Below are 21,584 nucleotides of genomic sequence, written 5' to 3'. Positions count from 1 at the left end.
AATTTTTAATTAACCGGATTTAGTTTTTACAATGTGAAATTAAATCCAAAGGTGTACATCGCCTGTGGTTTCATACCACCCATTGGGTATTCAGGATCCTCATCATAGTCATTAAATACGATGGTTCCCAGATTATTCACCTGGCTATATACCCTGATGCGCTCAAACCCTAACTTGGTAACGATGCGCTTTGGCACATTATAGCTGACATTCACTTCCTGGAATCGAATATGCGATGCGTCAGCAGTTAGGTAGTCGAGATATGGATAGAAGCGTCCCCAGAAATAGTATTTTCTCTCCTGCTCAGGAATTGGAACTATCTCATTAGGATCCCCATTAACTACCTCTGAATATTTGTTATTTACCAGGTTATTACCCTGCGACATAGCCGGATAGTTGAACGAATGACGACGGTACACATGACCAAACTTACCAGTGATGATAAACGACACATCAAAATCATATACCTTTAAAGTGTTGCGGAATCCTAAAGTATAAGGTGCTACCGTTGTTCCTTCGTCAGACATGTACTCGCGTGCGTCGACTCCCGGAGGCCATGCACGGAAAGTATATTGCTCATCATCAACACCATGGAAAGAAGGTGTCATCTCTGGGTCCGTCTCTGTACCCACATTTGTCAGTCCGGCATAACGTAATGACCACAAGGTATTCACATTATGTCCCTCAACATACTTTACAGTCGGGTTGCTATTACCGGTCATGTCATAAAAGTCATAGCTTGTTTTATACAAGCTTTCAATTTCGTTTTTATTATATGATACATTCAGGTTTCCATTCCAAACAATGTCGTTACCAACAATTGGTAAGCTACTACCAAGGGTTATCTCAATCCCCTTATTGAGCATGGTTCCATTGTTAAATCTCGCGCTTTTAGTTCCATGTACCGAAGGAATCGACTGGGTTACAATCAAATCCTCACTACGCTTATTATACAGATCTAAAGTACCATATAACTTACCTTTCAACATGGCAAAGTCAACACCAACATCAATGGTACGGGTACGTTCCCAACGCAATGTCGGATTCCCAAAACTTGACACACTGGCCTTAATGTCGTTGGTAACTGCATCTGGTGTACCTGGTATACTGATTAATGGTTTAAACGAAGTTGAACGATCGACGTTACCATTAAAACCATAGGTAGCTCTCAGGTGTAAACGATCTAACCAATCCACACTACTTAAAAAGTCCTCCTTGTGCATTTGCCAGCCTATACCTGTTGACCAGAATGGTGAATAGCGATATTTCGGATCATCTGTAATTAGGTTTGAGGCATCGGTTCGGATACTACCTGAAAACGTGTACTTATCGATAAAGGTATAGGACATATTAGAATACAACGAGAAGTAGCGGTCGGTACCATAACCAAATGCTGGCATACTGTATAAGCTTATCGGATGGAAATATCTAGCATATGCCAGTGGCCAGCCATTCCACATTTTCGCTGTTTTATAATCGTTCAACAAACGCCCCACTGTTAACTTATCATCATCATAGCCAACGATATCCGCATCGTATTTCGACTCTGTCACGCGGTCTGTGATTTCACTACCAGCAATAATATTAATGGCGTGCTTATCGTTAAATGTGCGGTTAAAACTCAACTGATTACGAAAATTGTAGTTACGCACCATTGATGAGCTTTGCTGCAAAGCTCCTCCAAAAGGCACATTCTGAGTTACTTCACCAGTGGTCCGATTCCACTCAGAGGTTTCGTTGATTAAGCTCCGCATGGTAAACGACTCCTCTGCATAGTAGGTTTTATTGGCTGATGTAAACTGCTCATACATAAATTTACTATCCAAGTTAAGGCCAGGTAAAATCTTTACACCCAAACCTGCCTGCAAACGTACATTCAAACGACGGTTAGTACGATCGCGGTGCTGAATCTCATCAATTGGGTTGTACGACCAATCGGCATATGGGAAGGCCTCCTTGTCGAGCAACTCATTTAGTATTGGCTGATAGTAATTTAGATGATTTAAATCAGTCAATGAACCATCCTCGTTCTTCAGCATGTCGTAAGGCGATAAGGAACTAATATCTCTAAGACTAACACCATTATTGGTTCTATTCGTTAGCTGTATCATGGCACCAAAATCAAAATCAAGCCACTTGTTGACTTTCAGCTGATTACGATAATTGACCATAAATTTCTCACCTTTGTTTTCCTTGAAGTTGTCTTTATTGCCTTCATACATTAAGGTTAAAATATTGGACATACGCTCACTGGCACCCGACACACTTAGGTTGTATTGCTGTGTAAACGGATTTTGCAACAGGTTATCTTTAATCTGATCTTTATTGTTCAGCTTAGATAATTGATTCAGGCGCGCATTCATTTCCGACTCAGTAATGCGTCCCAAGCGGTAGTCGTTCATGGCGATATAGCCTAAAGAATGAGGCGTATCTATGTTAGATAGAGTAAAAGATGGTGCAGCCCAGGGACCTCCAAACATATCTGAATTAAAGCCACGCTTCTCGTATTCAATCACCTCAGCACTGCTGGCCAACGGATTCACATAGTCCAGATCCAGTTTAGGCGATATCTTCCAGAAAGACGAGAACTCCACCTTTGCTTTCCCTTTGGCAGCCTTTTTAGTTGTAACAACAATGACACCATTGGCCGATTTGGCGCCCCAAATTGAAGAAGCTGCCGCATCCTTAAGAAGGGTCACGCTCTCCACATCGTTTGGGTTAATACTCGATAAACCACCTTGAATAGGAAAGCCATCAACCACCACTAAAGGCTGATCTCCATATCCACTAAAGCTGGTTTTTCCGCGTACCTCCATAGATACATTTCCATTGGCATCTACGGTTGTTTGCACACCAGCCAGGGTCCCCACCAATCGTTCAGATATATTCGATGATGGCTTGTCAATCTGCTCTTTATCGACCTTATCAAAAGCGCCTGTGGCCCTTTCTTTGGACAATATTTGATAGCCGGTTACAACCACCTCATCAAGGCCCTGCACCTCTTGCTCGAGCACTATATCATAGTGACGCTGCTGACCAATTGGTAATTCAACAGGCAGCTCTACGGTTTTGTAACTTAAACAGGAAATTACCAAAACAATGCCTTCTTTCTGTTCTATTTCGAGAGTGAAAGTTCCATCAATTGCTGATACACAACCTCTTGCTGTGCCCTTTAGACTAATAGCAGCAAACGGTATCGGCTCACCATCTTCATCTTTCACTGTACCTTTTAAACTAACCTTTTGGTTCTGTACAGGCACACTCAAGTCTTCTAACTGAACCGAAGCTTTATGAATCAAGATCACTCCGTTCTCAACCGAAAATGCATAACCTTTTTCGGCCAATAGTGGTTCAAGTACATCATTAAGCTGCTCATCCAGTACATTAATGGAAATACCTTCCACCTTACTTAACTCTCTTCCATTATACAAAAATCCAAGATTAGTCTGTTGCTCTATTGCTTTTAGACACTCCTTCAAACTAACATTCCTCAAGTTCAGCGTCACTCGATCCTGACTTAGAGTAGAAGCTGATACCTGAAGGTTTAAAATGAAGGCAAAAAGAATTAGATTCTTCATAACGAACAATGTACGCCTTTGGCTTATAATCAAGTCAAATAGCCATTTCGATTTTTTTTTCATAGTTTTGCATTAATTATTGAATTTATTATAGGGATGATCACCCTTAAAATTAAAGAGTAGAAAAGGACCAGTTTTCTGCTCTTTTTTATTGGGGGGTGATCAAATAACTACTTCACAATAACAGTATTTCCCTGTAGCTCAAACTCCACATCACTAATTTTACCCATCATATCAAGGATTACGTCTACATTCTCAAAGCGAGGTAACTGTCCACTAAATATTTCATCCCGACAACTCCCGTCCACATAAAAGACATTAATATTGTACCAGCGCTCCAAGCGTTTAAAAATTGCTTCTAAAGGTGCATCTTCAAACAAAAACACCCCCTTCGTCCAGGCTGCATAAGCTTTTGCATTTACTGTTTTCACCTCTGTTTTAAATGTGGTTTTAGAATACACGTATTGCTGATTTGGGGTGATGATAATAGACTCTTCTGTTCCCTTCAGATTATTGATTTGAACTAAGCCTTCGACAAGCGTGGTTTCAATTGCTTCATCATTTCCATAACAACTTATATTAAAGGCGGTACCAAGAACAACGACATCATGTCCAGGTGTCTTAACCACAAATGGACGGTCAACATCACGTGCTACATCAAAATAAGCTTCTCCAGATAATATTTCAACTTCCCGGATAGCACCATCAAATGCAACCGGAAATCGAATTTCGGTTAATGAGTTAATCCAGACTTTTGTTCCATCTGCCAGTTTAAGATTAAACTCTTCTCCCCTATCTACTCGGATGACATTTTTGAGATTATGACTTGTCAACCTGATTTGTTCACTAGCATAGGAGACTTCTTCATCGTCCAGGTTGATAACAGCACCGTTATCTTCAATCACGTCCTGACTTCCCGTTCCAAGCCTTATTTTTCTTCCATCGCTTAACTCTAGTTCAGCACTTCGGCTGCCATGTTCAATAACAACGGCCTGCTGGGACACGTATATTTTTTCACTAGGCTGCTTAATAGCTAACGTTACCATAATAATTAAAACCAAAACCGCTGCAACTGAACCTGCTAAAGCATACCAGTGCTTCATTGAGTAACGCCTCCCACTTTTTAAACGGTTTTCGAGTTTGCGCCAAGCCTCTACTTTATCAATACTTTTGACATTGTAGACACCTTTTGTTTTATAATAAAACACCGCCCTCCCATAGTAGTCTTCATTACTTTTACTGTCCGATAACCATTCCGTTAGCTGCCTGGCTTCATCCTTAGTAAGGTCAGACTTAACGCTTTTATGAATCAGTTCAATATCTATATTACTATGCTCCTTGATCATTTTTTATTGGCTCGTTTTGGAGTGAGACAAACTAAAAGATGAACGGGTGACAAAAAAAGTAGGTTATTTTAAACTTTTGTAAAAACTTATCTAAAACATTGGTAATAATCACCTATAATTTAAAATTGTATAAATCACAGAAAGAAAAATAAACCAGTTTTATTCAGTAGTTTTTCTCTTAATCGCAGTCTGGCTCTCTGCAACTGCGTTTTAACTGTATTGACAGAAATATTAAGTTCTTTAGCAATTGCTTCGCGAGTTAAGCCATCTAATACCTTCATAGTAAATACCTTAGCCATCTGAACAGGCAACTCTTCAATTGATTGCAAAATCTCTTCTAATATTTTCGGATCGAAATGTTGCAAGTCATCATCTGCCTGCAGCATTCCATCCAGATATAGCAAATGGTTTTTATCCTTTACTTTGAGAGCCTTAAGGTGATTGATACATCTATTGCGGATAGCCTGATAAAAGTAGGCTTTAATCGAAATAGTTATACTAACTTTTCTGGCATTTTCCCAAAGGTAAACAAACAAATCTTGAACAAGATCTTCACTTTCCTGCTGATCAAACAAGTAGCTCTGAGTAAATAACACTAGCTTATTATAATACTCATCAAACAAGCGTCTATATACTTCCTTGTTTCCTCTTTTAATTTCATTAAAAACTATCTTATCCTCAATTTGCATCAATGTAAGTTTTCTTTGAAAGGCCCAAATATAAATATTTAAATTAAACACTTTGAAAATACTATTAACCAATACAACAACTATTGAACTTTAGTTCAATAATTAAAACAAAAACCATCACTATTCCTGAACTAAAGTACATTATAGTCTTATCGCGTCTATCAAACCCCTTTCCAACCTAATAAATATTGCTCAATCTGATTTTTTACTCATCGACTCTCACATTATTAATCACCTTTTTATAAAACTTTAAATAATAGAGCAATAATTCATATCTGTTCACTACTAAACAGTTTTAAATACGATTCTTATGATTTGATTAGTATCAGATTATTCGTGATTAACGTAACATTTTGCCTGACAAAAAGTATAAACCAAACACCCAAACGCATTACACATGAATTCTAATTACACCACAAAGCAGTTCAGAAAACTGCTCACCTTGCTAGTATTAGTTTTTTTCCACGGTTGGATCTCAGGCATAATCGCCCAAAAACCCGCCGCCAACTGCAAGGAGTGCTTTAGTACCGAACTGGTCACTTTCAATGAGTTTGACAACTATCTGGCTATTGAACTAAAAGTTGAAGCCTTAAATTGTACCGCAGCGCTGTCTCACTTTACTGTTGAAGTCCCATGTGGCACCGTTACTGAAGTGAACAACTCCCATAACTGGCCCATGGAAATAAACAGTACCGATGCCACCACCAGCATCTATGGTTTAAAGGTAGATGACATTAAAAATTTTGGAGAAGACGGTGAAAACAGCACATTCACCTTGCAGTACCACGTTTATTTTGAAACAGAAGAATGCCTTAATCAGCTAAAATACGACACCTTTAAGGTAGCCTACAAAGCCGCCAACTGCATTGCCATTGATAGCATTCAACTATCAAATGAGCAGTTGGAAGCAAGCCTTACCACGGTTCCTATTACTTGCTATGGCAGCAACAACGGGCAAGCCAGTGTAACGGTGAGCAACGGTACTCCGCCCTACCGATACAGCTGGAGCAATGGTGCCACCACTGCAAATATTCAGAACCTGGCTGCCGGCAGCTATTCGGTAACCATTACAGATGCTACGGAAGCTACGGTGAGTCTGGAAGCAACAATTACAGAACCCGCGCCTCTATCAGGCACGGCACAAATTACCAATACAGAATGCGGTCAATCGCTGGGAGCCATACAGGTAACTGCCAGTGGCGGCACTGAGCCTTATTCTTATGAGTGGAGCAACGGCGAAAACACCTCATCAATCAGCCAGCTGGGCGAAGGCACCTACACACTAACACTGAGCGACGCTGCAGGCTGCACCCAAACAGTCAGCTATCCGATCACGGCTAAAACCGACTTAAAAGCCTCCATCAGCTCCCACTACCTGGAATGCTACGAAGAAGGGAATGGCGCGTTAACGGTGGATGTGCAAGGCGGTCTGCCTCCTTATGCCTACACATGGAACAATGGCGAAACAACCGCTACTGTTGATAACCTTAACAGCGGCAGCTACGAAGTAGTGATCACCGATGCCAATGGATGTTCTATAACGCAAAGAGGTTATGTTATCCTAAAAAAACTAAACATTATACCAACCGTTGAACAGCCACTTTGCTATGGCGACCAAACAGGCGCTATCTCCATTGACATATCAAATGGCACAGCCCCCTATGACATTCAGTGGAGTAATGGGGAGAGTGGAGCTTCTATAGATGGCCTCGCCGGAGATGAATGGTATTCAGTCAGTGTTACAGATGCTAAGGGCTGTACGCGGAGTAAGTACATTCAAGTGACTAACCCGCAGCAAATAAGCATCAATACACAGGTTAGCAAACAAAGCTGTGAGGAAAGTGACTCAACACTGATTGTCTCAATCCATCCATCCGGAGGAACACCGCCTTATGACATTTATTACAACGATGAACTGCTGCCCGATGAGCAACTAGTTGTTGATAAAGAAGGGGAATATGAATTGACAGTAATCGATGCCAATGGATGCAGTATAACCCAAAAAACACTTATTGAGCGCCCGGAGGCCGTACTAACAGCGAATATTGATGTCGTTCAACCCAATTGCAACCAGCCATACGGTGCCGTTACAATAACACCATCTGAAGGCAGTGACCCTTATGTAGCCATCTGGTCCGATGGCTATAAAGGCCTACAACGAACTAACCTGGAGCCGGGCGAGTACATTATCACCATTGAAGATGCGATTGGCTGCAGCCTGACCCAAACTGTTCAAATTGATGCAGCGACGCAGGCATCGGTCAAAATAATAGCCCCCGTTAATGCACCGCTGTGTAATTCAGCAGATAATGTACTGCAGGCCGTTACTGAACATGCAGAAACCTATAAATGGACCATCCATACAACGAACAATTGGCTGATCCTGAATCAAATGGCTGATCAGCTCCTGTATTCATCGGGCGAAGGCAGTGCATCCATAACATTAGAGGTAACCAGTAAAGATGGCTGTACCGCCAGCAATACAATCACCTTAAGCTGCTCAAGCGAGGACTCAACAGATGAAGACGACACGGAAGGTGAAACTCCGGAAGTCCCTTCCTGCGAGAACAATTGTTTGGATATTGCTGGAATGAAAATAGAGTTGACTGATGACGGCTGCTACAAATACACTGCTGAAGTAATCACCAATGGCAATTGCCAATACGATTTATCCCATCTGACTATCCACATCGACGAAGGGGCTGTCAGCGAGGTGAGCAACTCCAAAAACTGGCCGGTAGAAATGAACTCAACCGACCCAACCACCGGTCTTTATGGGTTTAAGATTGATAACATCGAAGGATTTGGCAAGCATCCCGAATCATTTAGCTTGGAATTTAAGTTATGTACCGAAACTGCTCCCCAATCCTTTTTGGTCGCCTACAAAGCCGGCCAGTGCATCATGTTCGACACATTGCATATTAATGTGCAACCAAAACTTGCATCAAAGAGTTATCCCAACCCGTTTGTTGATCAAACAACCATTGAATTCACGCCAACGGACGATGACTATGCAGTGTTAAACATTTATGGAGTTAATGGCGAACTGCTCCAGTGTTTATACGAAGGCCCGGTAAGCGCCCAAACGAAATATGCTTTCAAATTCAGAAGCCCGGTTGCCGGCAGTAACATCTACTTTTATCAACTAAAGTGCGGAAACCAATCTACCAGTGGCAAGCTGATACAAACAGCATACTAAAGATAACATTATCACTTATTAAAAGCGGCGCTGACACCAGTAGCCGCTTTTTTTATGCTCATCTCCTCCCTTATTTCATTTAGTGTAAAGGATTTTATTAATTATCCCTTCTGAACGAAACAAAACCTATAGCATCTCGTAACCCAATCATAATTATTTTTAGATAGTAATTTCTACACCCCTTTTCAAAATGAAAAAATTATTAGTGCCACTTGCTATGCTACTTTGTGCGGTTACCACGCAGGCTCAAAAAAAATTCACAGACCCTGAGAAAGCACAGGTTTTGCAAAAACAGTACAGCGACGATAAGGTAGTGGCCACCAAAAGCCATACGGCCATCCAGTTCAAAATTGAAGATAACCTACTTGTAGCCCACGAAGCCTATCAGGTAGACCTCATCTCACTAAACAGCGCTGTTGACTATTACAAAAATGTGTATTACAATGATAATATAGAACTCATAAATGGCAATGCCAAATACACCTCTGGAAGGGGCAGGCTTACCTGCAACAAACTGTTTGGCAACTATGAAGTGGATAACATCTTTTATTCAGATGCCAAAGTCGGGCACTATAGTTTTACCATGCTTCACGAAGCCACAGAAGTCACTTTTTCGGCAGAAAAAAAATACAAAGACCCCAAATACCTGACGAAAGTTTATTTTAAGGACAAGGAACCCACGCTTCTGCGAACTATTAGTTTTACCATTCCCACCCACACCACTGTTGAACTGGTGGAAATGAATTTTGACGGCTACGACATCACGAAGGAAGAAAGTGAAAAAGATGGTAATAAGCACATTGAGTACACCTGCCGGCAATTGGATGAGATGGAACAGGAAAGTAACTCACCGGGCCTGCTGCACTCTACCCCGCACATTGTAGTTGTAACCAAGAACTATCAGGTTAATGGAGAAACAAAGAACATCATTGCCACTACTGATGATTTATACAACTGGTACCACAGCCTGGCAAAATCTGTGGATGTTGACCATTCGGCCTACGAATTAACCGTAAAGGAGCTAACAGAAGGCACGCAAACAGATGAAGAGAAAATTAGAAATATTTACTATTGGATACAGGAAAACATCAAATACATCGCGTTTGAAGATGGCATTGCCGGTTTTAAACCCGAAGCACCTCAAACTGTTTATAACAACCGCTATGGCGACTGTAAAGGGATGGCCATCCTCACCAAATCGATGCTCGAAGTAGCGGGTATTGATGCCCGCTTAACCTGGATAGGCACCAGTAAAATACCTTACAACTACGACCTGCCTTCACTGGCGGTTGACAACCATATGATATGTACCGCGTTTGCTAACGATAAGATGTATGTGCTTGATGCAACTGAGAAATACATTGCGTTGAATAAGATTGCAGAACGCATTCAGGGGAAAGAAATGCTCATTGAAGATGGGGATAACTACATGCGAAAAATGGTACCTCTCCATACAGCCGATGAAAACCTGGTGGCCCGCACCGAAAACATCACCATAAAAGACCACTGCCTGGTTGGCGAAGGAAACATTGAAATCAACGGAGAAACCAAAAAATCGATTCTCTACCTCTCCAACAACAGTAAAGTGGAAGACAAAGCCAAACTGTACGACTTTTTATCGGTAGCTGAGTCAACAAATGAAGATCTGGTAAAAGTTAACAACGCCCCTGACACAGAACGAGATAAACCACTCAAAATAGACTACAACTTTCGTATTAACAACAAAGTAAATGAGTTTGATAAAGAGCTGTTTGTGGAGTTAGACTGGGAAAAATCGATGAGTCGCACAGACATTGAAAAAGATCGCCTGAGTGCGTTTGATTTTGGACGAAAAATAATGAACCAAACCACCAAAAAGCTGAGTATCCCGAAAGGCTACAAACTCAGTCACCTCCCCGAAAAAATCAGCTATGAAAGCAATAACATCAACGTAAATGTCAACTACCAGCTAAAAGGGGGAGTTATTATTTACACCAACAGCATTACCATTGCTAAAGGCAAAATATTGCCCGATGAATTTGAAACCTGGAACACAATTGTAAAGCAGTTGAATACATTTTACAACGATCAAATCATTCTAAAAAAGATATAGGTGCTTAAAGCCTGTCATCGGCAGGGTTAAGTAACCGGGCCGTTAAAACGACAGCCATCTTTTTGTTGAGCACATTAAAAATCTAACATCAAATCATGCATACAATGAAACTAATCGCACTGGCAATAGTCACCATGCTATTGAGCAGCCTTCATGTTTTGGCTGACGAGCGCAGCAATGCCATTCAGGAAGCCATGTGGTCATCAGATAATCAGGCGTTCAATGCCACCGATGTGCCGGAGAAATGGAAGGATAAATCGGCCATTATACTGGCAAAACTGAACCGTCTTGAATATAAAAAACCTATTCTTATAGGTAAGCTTCAGGCCAATAACATTTACCATATGCGCATCAAGCTGAACGACAAAAGTGCACTGAACGAATACGCTGAAATTTCCTTCCCGGCGGAGCGTAGGGGGCTTGAAGTGTACACTGGTTTTAAACTTATTAAGCCAGATGGCCGGGAAGTAATAATCGATAATAGCCAGGCAGTAGAGATGGAAATGAAGGAAAGAAGCTCGCGCTATGCCTACAAAAAAATGGCCATTCCCGGACTGGAAGCCGGCGATATTCTGGATTATTACATTTACAGAGAAGAAACCATTCCGCTAAGCACCTACATGTACTATTTTGATCCGGTACAGTACTACCTGCCGCAAGAATATCCGGTAGTTGAACAACACATTGAATTTAAAGCCCAACGCCGCTGCTTCATCTCGCTAAAATCGAGCAATGGGGCTCCGCAACTCAAAGAAAGAGTGGAGGATGACGGAGATGACATAATTTACACCCTTGTTGACAAAGACCGCGAAGAAGTAAAAGAGATGCGTTGGTTTCATCCCTACCGCGAGCTGCCATGCATCAAATTCAGGGCCGCTTATGCATCGGGCAAAGCCATGCGCCAAAACGATGTCCTTTTGGGCAAACCTGGCGAGGTAAAAAGTGAAGTAAGCAACGAGGAGATGACCGACTTTTTGGCCTATGTACTTGAAAACACCTTAACCATTTGCAAGCCCATGGTTAAGTATGTTAAAAAGAACCAGCCAAAGCGCGCCAGCAACTTTGAAAAGGCGAAAGCCGGCTTCTACTTCCGCCGTAATGAAGAGTTGGGCTGGGACGAAGAGAATATCGTGACCAACGGGGGCAACTGGGGCTCCAACAGTGGTAACCCGTACCAAAACCTTCACCGCTTTACCACCTTTTTGGCTAAGCTAAAAATTCCTCACGACATTGTAATAGCCATTCCTAGAGACATCGCGTCCATTGACGACTTATTGCTGGAGCATGAAATGAGGTACCTGCTGAGAGTAAAGCAAGGGGATGACTATTTATACCTGTCGCCGGTTGACCATTTCTGCCTGCCGGGCGACTTTAATGCCGACCTGATGGGCACAGAGGCCTATGTGGTTGATGGCAATGTTAAGTATAAGAAATGGCAGCCCAAGCGAATCACTCTGCCTGTTATTGGCAAAGAAAATAACTACGAAAACAGCCAACTGACCATTGATTTGGGCAGTGATATGGAAAAAGCGGACATTACTGTTGAAGCAGCAACGGATGGATACATTAAAAAATACGCTCAATACTCGCTGTTGGATTATTACGATTGTAAGGAAGAGGAAAGTGCCAAATTTGAGATGAGTTCAGATTTTATGGGCTCAAGAAGGCGTCAAAAAGAACTGATGTCGCTCCGGGAATCAGTCCTCAATAACAGGGAGAAAACCCGCAATGAGGCACTGCAGGAAATGACGCAGGATAACTACGACTTTAAAGTGGATACAGTGGGTGATTTCAGACTTGTACAAAGCGGCCGCTTCGATACCCTACCCGAAATGAAATACAGCTACACCTTTTCAACCAAGGAGCTGGTAAAAAAAGCAGGACGTAACTACATTGTTGAAATAGGTAAACTAATTCAGAAACAGACCGACCTGGAAAAGGATGAACTGGAACGCCACCAAGGCATTTTTCAGCACAGCCCGCGCTCCTACGCCTATACCATTACGCTTAATATACCCGATGGTTATATCGTTCAGGGCATTGACAAGCTAAACACCGAAGAGACCAATCCCCAGGGAGGATTTATCAGCACAGCCACACAGAAAGGCAGTCAGCTGATTCTTAAAACTGAAAAGTACTACAACAACCTTTACGATAAGGCGGATACCTGGCCCAATTACATTGCATTTATGAACGCAGCGGCTAATTTTTCGAGCCAGAAACTGCTGCTCAAGAAAAAGTAACGAGTTAGAAGTCGGCCGTACGCGGCATACTAAGAGCTCCATGTAACAAAACAATTAAAAAAACGGACACATGAAACACCTGTTTAAAACCACATTAGCACTATGTATTTTCTTAAGCCTGCTGAGTTGCAGCAAAGATGATGAAAGCCCCAACTCAAACTCTTTAAAGGCAGATGGGATCGATTTCTCAATCAATGAGGCGAACATTATGGGCATATCAGCAGGCGATGGCGGTCACACCGTCATTAACTTAATTGGCGGCAATGCCAGTGGTGTTAAAAACCTGGCTATCGATATAGATACCTATACACGTGAAACCATCCCAGGCAGTTACTCCTATCCCACCGAGGAAGGCGATAAAGTGCTCAACGACTGGCTCACCAACTACATGTTCACCGATAGTGAGATGACCAATATAACCACATCTAACCTCGAATCCGGCCGTGTTACTATTACACATAATGGAGGCAGCAATTACACGCTCGACATGGACCTGACAATGGTGGATGGCGTGACGTTCACCGGCATCTACAGGGGTGATTTTTCAGTCATGTTCAGTGTGAATTAGTAAAAACGGTGAGAACCAGAATACTGTAAAATAATTTAATTATCTATATTTGGAAAGATTATAAATAAACCTCAACAAAATTGATTATCATGAAAAAGAGTTTTTTATTGATTTTTGCCTTGATCCTTTCTTGCAACCTGTTTGCACAATCGTTCGATTCTTCAAAAATAAGAGCCGGTGCCGGATTGGTATATGCAACTGAGATTGGCAATATCGGCATCAACCTTAACGGTGTTTATGCTTTTACTGATCAGTGGGAAGGTGCTTTTGGCTACAGCCACATTTTCGAAAAGGATTATCTAACATTTAACATCTTTGATTTTGATGCCCACTACGTATTCCATCAGGAAGATGAAAGAATGAACTTTTATGGAATTGGAGGATTAAACATTACTTCTGTAAAGCTTGATATACCAGCCAACCCATTTGGGATTGGTGGATCAGCTTCTGACTCAAATGTTGGTTTAAACCTAGGGGTTGGTATGAACTATAAGCTATCTGAGCAGTTTAATTTAGCTCCAGAAGCACGCTTTACAATTACTGAAGACACCTACTTCCGAATTGGAGCAAGTGTTCAATACCTCTTCTAACAAAGAGAAAAGCATTGATAACAACAAACGACTACCTGCAATTGGGTAGTCGTTTTTTTTGGCTGCTATTTTCTCACCTTATTTTAGCCATTCGGCAATAATAATTGAACAATTATCCCCCTTACCGACTAAAGGTTTCCAGCTGATTTACTCTATTTTAGCTACCTGCAAACAAGCACAATTATGAAACGAGCCATGAGAAGAGCTTTCTCACACAGGGAATTGACTTAGTTGGCGAGTTCCATGTGGCAATTGAAAAATAAATTTGAACAGATGATAAAGCTGAAAACATTTTTAACGTACATCATTATTTTATTGACCACCGCGTGTCAAACAAAAGAGCCAAGAGCCGTTGCCATTATCCCCGAACCTTTACAAGTGGCTATGAGTGAAACTGGCGCCTTCGAATTTAGCGCTTCTACTCCTGTTATTGTCGAAGACTCGAGCATGCTACCCGCCATCTCCCTGCTTGGCGAAATCTGCCAAATCGATTTCCAAACCAGTTGGAAAGTAAAAGATGCAGCGGCGCAACCGGCTTTTATTTTCGCTTACGACCATCAGCTGGATTCGTTAAGCAACGAAGGGTATGTCCTAAATATTACCGATGAAACAGTCAGCATTAAAGCAGCTGGCCCACAAGGCTTATTCTACGCAGTGGAAACCATCAGACAGTTATTACCTGCTGACATAAAAAGCACGCAGAATGAGCTGAGCTTACCGGCAGGCACCATTACCGACCGCCCGCGCTTCGAATGGCGAGGCATGCACCTGGATGTATCGCGCCATTTTATGCCTAAGGAGTTCATAAAAAAATACATCGACTATCTGGCCATGCACAAGTTAAACGTGTTTCACTGGCACCTGGTTGATGGCATTGGCTGGCGCATCGAAATCAAATCACATCCTGAACTGACCGATATTGGTGCCTGGCGCAAAGTAAAGCCTGACCTTATGCCCTGGCAGGAATTTGAAGTGTGGCGCGAAGGCGATAAGGAAGAAAAGTACGGAGGCTTTTACACGCAGGAGGAAGTGCGTGAGATAGTGGCCTATGCCGCCGAACGGTTCATTACGGTGGTGCCCGAAATAGAATTACCCGGCCACTCCGAAGTCGTGTTTCAATGTTACCCGCACCTCACCTGTAAAGATGCCAGTGGTAACTATATCAAAGGAAGTGGCGTGTATTGCGCCAGTAACCCAAAAGGCTATCAGTTACTGGAGGAGGTACTGGATGAAATATTACAACTATTCCCCTCGGAGTACATCCACATTGGAGGCGACGAAGTGAATAAAACCAACTGGAACAATTGTCCTGATTGCCAGAAGATGATGCGACGCAAAGGCTATGATGCCTATGAGCTGCAAAGTCATTTTATCAACCATTTTGACACCTACTTGAAAAATAAAGGGCGTCGCTTAATCGGCTGGCACGAAATAATGGAAGGTGAGCTCTCACCAACAGCCACAGTGATGTATTGGGGAGCCGAATCGGGGGCGGCCGACTGTTTAAAAGAAGGGCACCCAACGGTTTTAACCACCGGCTCGCATCTGTATTTCGACCACTACCAAAGCCTCAGTCCACAAGAACCCAAAGCCTTTGGGGGCTATGCACCACTTAAAAAAGTGTATGATTACGAGCCGGTTCCTGCCGGAGTAGAACAAAAACACCTTGAACAGCTATTGGGCGTTCAAGCCAATATTTGGACCGAATACATGCCCAACGAAAAGCATGTGGAATACATGCTGTTTCCACGTATTGCCGCCTTGTCTGAAATAGCCTGGCAGGCACCCAACACAAAAAACTGGTTGCATTTCAGGCAAAAAATGAACCAGATGCTGAAGCATTACGAGGCCATGGATATTAACTATGCCTACAGCGCCTTGCGCCCAAGTGTTCAGATTGAATTGCTACGGGAACAAAAGCAGTTAAAAGTGAGCCTCACTACTGAGTTAGATGCTGATATCTATTACACAACCGATGGCTCTGAACCGAATCCTGAAAATGCCACTTTATACGAGCAGCCCTTTCTGCTTAACGAGTCGGCCACCATTAAAACCATTGCCACAAAAGATGAACAGGTGACCGGTAAAACAGAAATTAAGGAAGCGATTCTTCATAAAGCAGCCGGCGCCACTGTAACACTGCACTCAGCTCCCGAAGGTAAATACGCTTCGAGCGGTGCGGCAACACTTACCGATACACAATTCGGAGGCGATAAGTGGGGCAATGGCAAGTGGCTTGGTATATTGAACAAAGATTTTGAGGCCAGCATTGAACTAAGTGAAGCTCAAGCAATCAGCTCGCTTAAATTAAGCTGCATTGAAGAAAATGGGGCCGGCATTTTTTACCCTGCCTCCGTTGAAGTATTCGTGTCGGACAACGGTAAAGATTATCAACCGGTGGGTGTTTGGGAAAACTCAGTACGTTATCAGCCACCATGGTCGTCAACCGTTAATAATACGCATATTCCGGTGAATTTTGAAACCGTAAAAACACAGTTTATCAAGGTAAAAGCTAAGTACCCGAAGCTAAAAGAAATGGGCGTATTCCTGTTTATCGATGAAATTGTAGTGGAATAAAGACACAGAGCTGTCAGAAATCCTTAAAAGCAAAGGAAGGTGCCTCGTGCGTGAGACACCTTCCTTCTTTTTAAGGGCTTAGGTTATATTTTATTCATTCATTAGCGACTACTTCACTAAAAGACGGATATATTCATCGCCCAGCCGCACAATGTAAAGTCCCGGTTTTAAATCGGCAATACTAATGACCTCCGCACCGCCAAGCGCTACTACTTGCTTCACAAGCTGACCCGATACATTGTAGAATACAACCAGCGTATTGGCTTCTGCTTCTATATTAACACTTCCCGAAGCCGGATTAGGGTATAATTTACTTGTCTCCTCTAGCTCGCTGACAGATGTGGCCAGCTCCCATTTCGCAAACAACTCCATATCGCCCGTGCTACCCTGTGGAATGGTGGTCACCTCTTCCCCTGTAAAATCAGCATTACTGTACCAACCTTTAAAGACATAGCCATCGCGGGTAGCTGGCTGTAGGCTTAGCATTTCATCTTCAATGGTGTAGTTCATCACATTCCCTTCAGCATTAACACCGCCATTGAGTTGGTAGGTGATGCCGTAGCTTATCAGCTCCCATTTTGCAAACAACTCCATATCGCCCGTGCTGCCCTGTGGAATGGAGGTCACCTGCTCACCTGTGAATTCAGCATTATGGTACCAACCTTTGAAAGCATAGCCTGCGCGCGTAGCCGGCTGTAAACTAATAGACTCATCAACAATGGTATACATTATTGGATTACCCTCAGCATTTGCCCCGCCGTTCAGTTGATAAATGATGATATAAGCAATGGGCTCCCACTTAGCAAACAGCTCCAAATCACCAGTGCTGCCCTGTGGAATAGTTGTCACCTGCTCACCTGTGAATTCAGCATTATTATACCAACCTTTAAAGGCATAACCTGCGCGGGTAGCCGGAGGCAACACTTCCAACAACTCATCCTCAACGGTATATGCAACTGGATTACCCTCAGCATTAACACCGCCATTGAGCTGATAGGTGATTGTGTATTCCACAGGCATCAGGTTTAAGGCAAAGCTTGCCTCCGTGGCCGATACAGCAAATGTTTTTTCCATAGCTGCATAACCGTTAGCGCTTATGGTGGCACGATAGTCTCTGGCATGTAATTCCAATTGTACCTTCCCCTGCTCATCCGTTGTAAGTTGGCCAACCGATGAGATATTGAGCTGAACACCAGCCAAAGGCTGCTGCCGGCCTCCATTGACCTGTATGGATACGGGTATTAAACCAGGTAACTGGTAGCGCAGACGTGGTGACCTGATGCCATTGTCATCGGTCCACATTACCCACACATCCTTAAAATCCCAGCCAATAAATTTAGCTTGCTGTGCAAAGTCTGCTGCTGCCATTGCCGTACCACGGGTATTCCTTTCTCCTCCAACTCCTTCTTTGCGATAAGAGCTTACAATATAATCATTTGAAAAACCTGCACCAATCAATCCCCCGGCATCCCATTTATCACCATGCACATCAGTAAAAGCATAACAGTTTGTAACACCTCCAGCGTAACCATAACCACGGCCGATACATCCACCTATGTTATAACCCGTTCCTGTTACTGTTCCAATTGCAAAACTGTTTTCTGTTCTACCATTTGAAGATTCACCTAACAAGCCACCAACCGTGCTTGCTCCATTCACTTGAACAAAAGCCGCAGTTAATTGGAGCTGGCAACAACTGCTTCCGGCCACTCCACCTACATAGTTCTTTCCTTTAACAGATACCTCAACCCGCACCTGTTCAACATTATTTTTGCTCCCTTGGACAAGGTATATATCTCGGTTATACCCCCAAACACCACCAACATAGTTTTGCCCTTCAACATGTCCAGAACACACTATATTGGTTAATTTTGATATTAATTTACTTCCTGCAAGCAAACCTACACCGTTAAGTCCTTTAACTTCTCCATTAATTAGAGATATATTCTTAATCATACTCTTGTTAATGTTCGCAAACAATCCAATATCAGACTCATCAGGCCTGTTGATATAAAGGTTCCTTATGGCATTACCATTGCCATTTAGTGTTCCGCTAAAATATTTGATAGTGGGATGTATATTAGCTGATCCTATCGGCTTAAAACCAGCCGGAAATTGATAATTACTCATGTCGATATCCTGAGTAAGAACAAAATGCTTATCCCACACCAAGGGATCATAAGCTAAACGCAACAGCTGAGTTAACTCCCCAAGCTGATAAGGGGCCTCCGGAGTGCCTTGTCCGCCACCTAAGGGATATATCTCGGCCTCAAACACCGCATTAATGGTAGCGCCACCGCTTTCAAGCGTATAAATAAACGGGTTTTGGTCCGATAGCTTTACACCATCTTGTTCCCAATGGCTAAAGGCATAAGCGCCCGTGGCCCACAGTTCCACTTTTGTGCCTGCTTTATAATGGCCGGCGCCAATTAGCTCCACTTCTTTACAGTTGGAAATAATCGTTAACTCTTCAAGGCCCGTTTGCCAGAGAAAAGCAGGGTACATCTGTTGCCCACTTGTACTATTTCGCGCTAAAAAGGTCCATGTTTGTTTAAAATCCCACCCCGGAAATGAAGTTGCCAATGCAAAGGCATCTTCTGCCAGTGGCTGACCGATGCCATTATTCAGAGCGCACTCAAGATAATATGAGTCGTGTATTGCAGGGCCGTAAGGATTACTTCCCACCAAAGCTCCTGCTTTACCAGTCCCTGTAACAGCCCCGCTTGCATATGTCTTCACCACCTGTTGGGAGTAATTTGTTCCAATTAATCCACCCACACAATCAAAACCAATAACTTCGCCATGTGCATAGGCATTATCTATCTCACCACCATTAGAACCTATAAGGCCTCCTACTGAATTCTTACCATTTACCTGCACGTCGGCATATGAGTTCTTTAAAAAGGAATTAGAACCTCTTTGTACTCCTATAAGTCCACCCAATTCATCCTCGCCTGTAACAATTCCTGTAGCATAGCAGTTAAGCACAAGCGTATTTACTGCCTCACCCACTAAAGCACCTGTTTGAGATTGACCATTAACAGTTGCATCCTCAAGTCCAATATTCCGGATAAGCGATGCATCAACCTTACCAAATAATCCAATTTTAGAAAAATCAGTTCGGTTCACCATCAGGTTACTAATCGTTTTAAAGTTCCCGTTCACCTGCCCTTTAAATACCTTTCTGGAGAAAAATAGCTCCCCATTTCCAATGGGTAAGAACCCTTTACTAAAAGTTAAAGGCGTCATATCAATATCAGCCGTTAACTTATAATGGCTGTTCTTTTCCCAATCAGCCATATTATAGGCCAACAGCAACAGGTGGGTATAATCATCTATTTGAAAAGGGTTACCGGCTGTACCATCGCCTCCGCCATAGCTGTACATGGCCTCACCAAAAACAGCCTTTACCGGCATGGGCTCATTGCCAAAAGCAAAGCTATAGGTAGGCTCACTGGATAGCACCTCTCCCTTACACTCCCAGTGCAAGAAAGGGTAGGCACCTGCAGCCGACAAGGTCACCTGATCGCCCGGGTCATAGTGCCCATCACCTGTTACTTCCACTTCGGCCTGGTTAGCTGCTATTGACAGCTCGTGCTTACCCAGCTGCCAGTTGAAATACGGCAAGGTTTGCCCCGGTGCTAACTCATCCAGGACCGCCATGCCCCAAACACCAGTAAAATCCCAGCCCTCAAATTGTTGCTGATCGGCCATCTGTTCGGGCGATAACCCGGTAGCTCCTTCATCCACCCCTGCTCCAACAAAATAAGAATCAATTATTGTAGCTGCAGAGAAACGTGAAACAAAACCGACATTAGGCGTGGTAGAGTAGCAATTTTTTATCCGGCCGTTATAATCCGCCAAACCAACAAATCCACCAACCTCATCATTGGGGCCATAAACCTCGCCTTGCGCAAAACAGTTATATACCAAAGCCCCACTTGTTATGCGACCCGAAAAACCACCTATAGCAGACTCGCCTGTAACCTCAACTTTTGCATAACACAATTCCACGCAAGCATTAAGTGTACTACCTAATAAGCCGCCTACATACTTCTTGCCTGTAACCTTACCACTAGCACTGCATTGCTTCAGTTTTGTCATTTTTGTATACGTACCCAAAGAACCAACCAAAGCTCCCACGAATTCTCCACCTGTTATATCAACGGATTCTAAAATAAGTCCTTTCAGAGTCGCATCAGATACTTGCGAAAATAAGGCCACATACTGTTCATCTGGTCTATTAATATAAAGGTTACTGATGGTATTGCCATTGCCCATAAATTGCCCATAAAACGAAGGAATTGGTTGAAAGCCCTTACCCCCATTCCAGGTCTTTGTTTCGGCAGCATCAATATTGGCTATCAGTGTGTAGCTTTGTGCATTTTTATTATATTCATACACTTCCGACAACCACCTGAGGTGGGCCAGATTTTCGATGTGCCAGGGATTTTCCGCGCTGCCATCACCCATAGTGGGCTTCACGGGCTGGGTTTCTGTGGTGCTTTGAGCATCAATAGTAAAATGTGTAAAAAAGATACTTAGCAATACCAGCATACAGCATTTTGCTATGCTTCGACCTTTTCTCTTCAGGTGTGATGTTTTCATAATTTGAATCAATTAAAGTTGATGAAGTACATTGACACAGATAAAAAAAGGAAAAACAGCAAGTGCTCTCCGCTTTGGGTGTTGAGTGGGTCAA

The 21,584-nt window shown here is 42.8% G+C and carries 10 protein-coding genes; 6 read left to right on the top strand and 4 right to left on the bottom strand.

From position 1 onward, the window contains the following. Positions 1 to 26 precede the first annotated feature (26 nt). The 3 genes from ACSX1H_RS03665 to ACSX1H_RS03655 all read right to left on the bottom strand — a co-directional run bounded on the left by ACSX1H_RS03665 (position 27) and on the right by ACSX1H_RS03655 (position 5,613). Positions 27 to 3,578 (bottom strand): SusC/RagA family TonB-linked outer membrane protein, encoded by a 3,552-nt coding sequence (locus tag ACSX1H_RS03665; RefSeq protein WP_439182300.1) that lies wholly within the window; start codon positions 3,576 to 3,578, stop codon positions 27 to 29. Positions 3,579 to 3,748: 170 nt separating this feature from the next. Next, positions 3,749 to 4,924 carry a FecR family protein gene (locus ACSX1H_RS03660; RefSeq protein ID WP_439182299.1) on the bottom strand — a complete coding sequence of 392 codons (1,176 nt, stop codon included), beginning with the start codon at positions 4,922 to 4,924 and terminating at the stop codon, positions 3,749 to 3,751. 134 nt (positions 4,925 to 5,058) lie between these two features. Next, positions 5,059 to 5,613 carry an RNA polymerase sigma-70 factor gene (locus ACSX1H_RS03655; protein ID WP_439182297.1) on the bottom strand — a complete coding sequence of 185 codons (555 nt, stop codon included), beginning with the start codon at positions 5,611 to 5,613 and terminating at the stop codon, positions 5,059 to 5,061. A gap of 397 nt (positions 5,614 to 6,010) precedes the next feature. Between ACSX1H_RS03655 and ACSX1H_RS03650 the strand changes: the two genes are divergently transcribed. The 6 genes from ACSX1H_RS03650 (at position 6,011) to ACSX1H_RS03625 (ending at position 16,882) form a co-directional block, all read left to right on the top strand. After that, entirely contained in the window at positions 6,011 to 8,812 is a 2,802-nt protein-coding gene (locus ACSX1H_RS03650) for a T9SS type A sorting domain-containing protein (protein ID WP_439182296.1), read from the top strand. Between the two features lie 190 nt (positions 8,813 to 9,002). Continuing rightward, the gene (locus ACSX1H_RS03645) at positions 9,003 to 10,904 is read left to right on the top strand and encodes a transglutaminase-like domain-containing protein (RefSeq protein ID WP_439182295.1); all 1,902 of its coding nucleotides are present in this window, start codon (positions 9,003 to 9,005) and stop codon (positions 10,902 to 10,904) included. 104 nt (positions 10,905 to 11,008) lie between these two features. Then, positions 11,009 to 13,147, top strand: coding sequence for a DUF3857 domain-containing protein (locus tag ACSX1H_RS03640; RefSeq protein WP_439182293.1), 2,139 nt, complete (start codon positions 11,009 to 11,011; stop codon positions 13,145 to 13,147). Between the two features lie 70 nt (positions 13,148 to 13,217). After that, a complete protein-coding gene (locus ACSX1H_RS03635) occupies positions 13,218 to 13,715 on the top strand; it encodes a hypothetical protein (protein ID WP_439182291.1) in 498 nt (165 codons plus the stop codon). An 89-nt stretch (positions 13,716 to 13,804) separates the two neighbouring features. Continuing rightward, a complete protein-coding gene (locus tag ACSX1H_RS03630; protein WP_439182290.1) occupies positions 13,805 to 14,305 on the top strand; it encodes an outer membrane beta-barrel protein in 501 nt (166 codons plus the stop codon). Between the two features lie 273 nt (positions 14,306 to 14,578). Next, the gene (locus ACSX1H_RS03625; RefSeq protein ID WP_439182288.1) at positions 14,579 to 16,882 is read left to right on the top strand and encodes a beta-N-acetylhexosaminidase; all 2,304 of its coding nucleotides are present in this window, start codon (positions 14,579 to 14,581) and stop codon (positions 16,880 to 16,882) included. 108 nt (positions 16,883 to 16,990) lie between these two features. On the opposite strand, the gene ACSX1H_RS03620 is transcribed toward ACSX1H_RS03625, so the two are convergent. Beyond that, positions 16,991 to 21,490, bottom strand: a complete 4,500-nt coding sequence (locus ACSX1H_RS03620; RefSeq protein ID WP_439182286.1) for an InlB B-repeat-containing protein — start codon at positions 21,488 to 21,490, stop codon at positions 16,991 to 16,993. Positions 21,491 to 21,584: the final 94 nt, after the last annotated feature.

The sequence above is a fragment of the Carboxylicivirga taeanensis genome, from assembly GCF_051851475.1.
Classification (GTDB): Bacteria; Bacteroidota; Bacteroidia; order Bacteroidales; family Marinilabiliaceae; genus Carboxylicivirga; species Carboxylicivirga taeanensis.
This window is presented reverse-complemented; position numbering and strand designations above follow the sequence as displayed.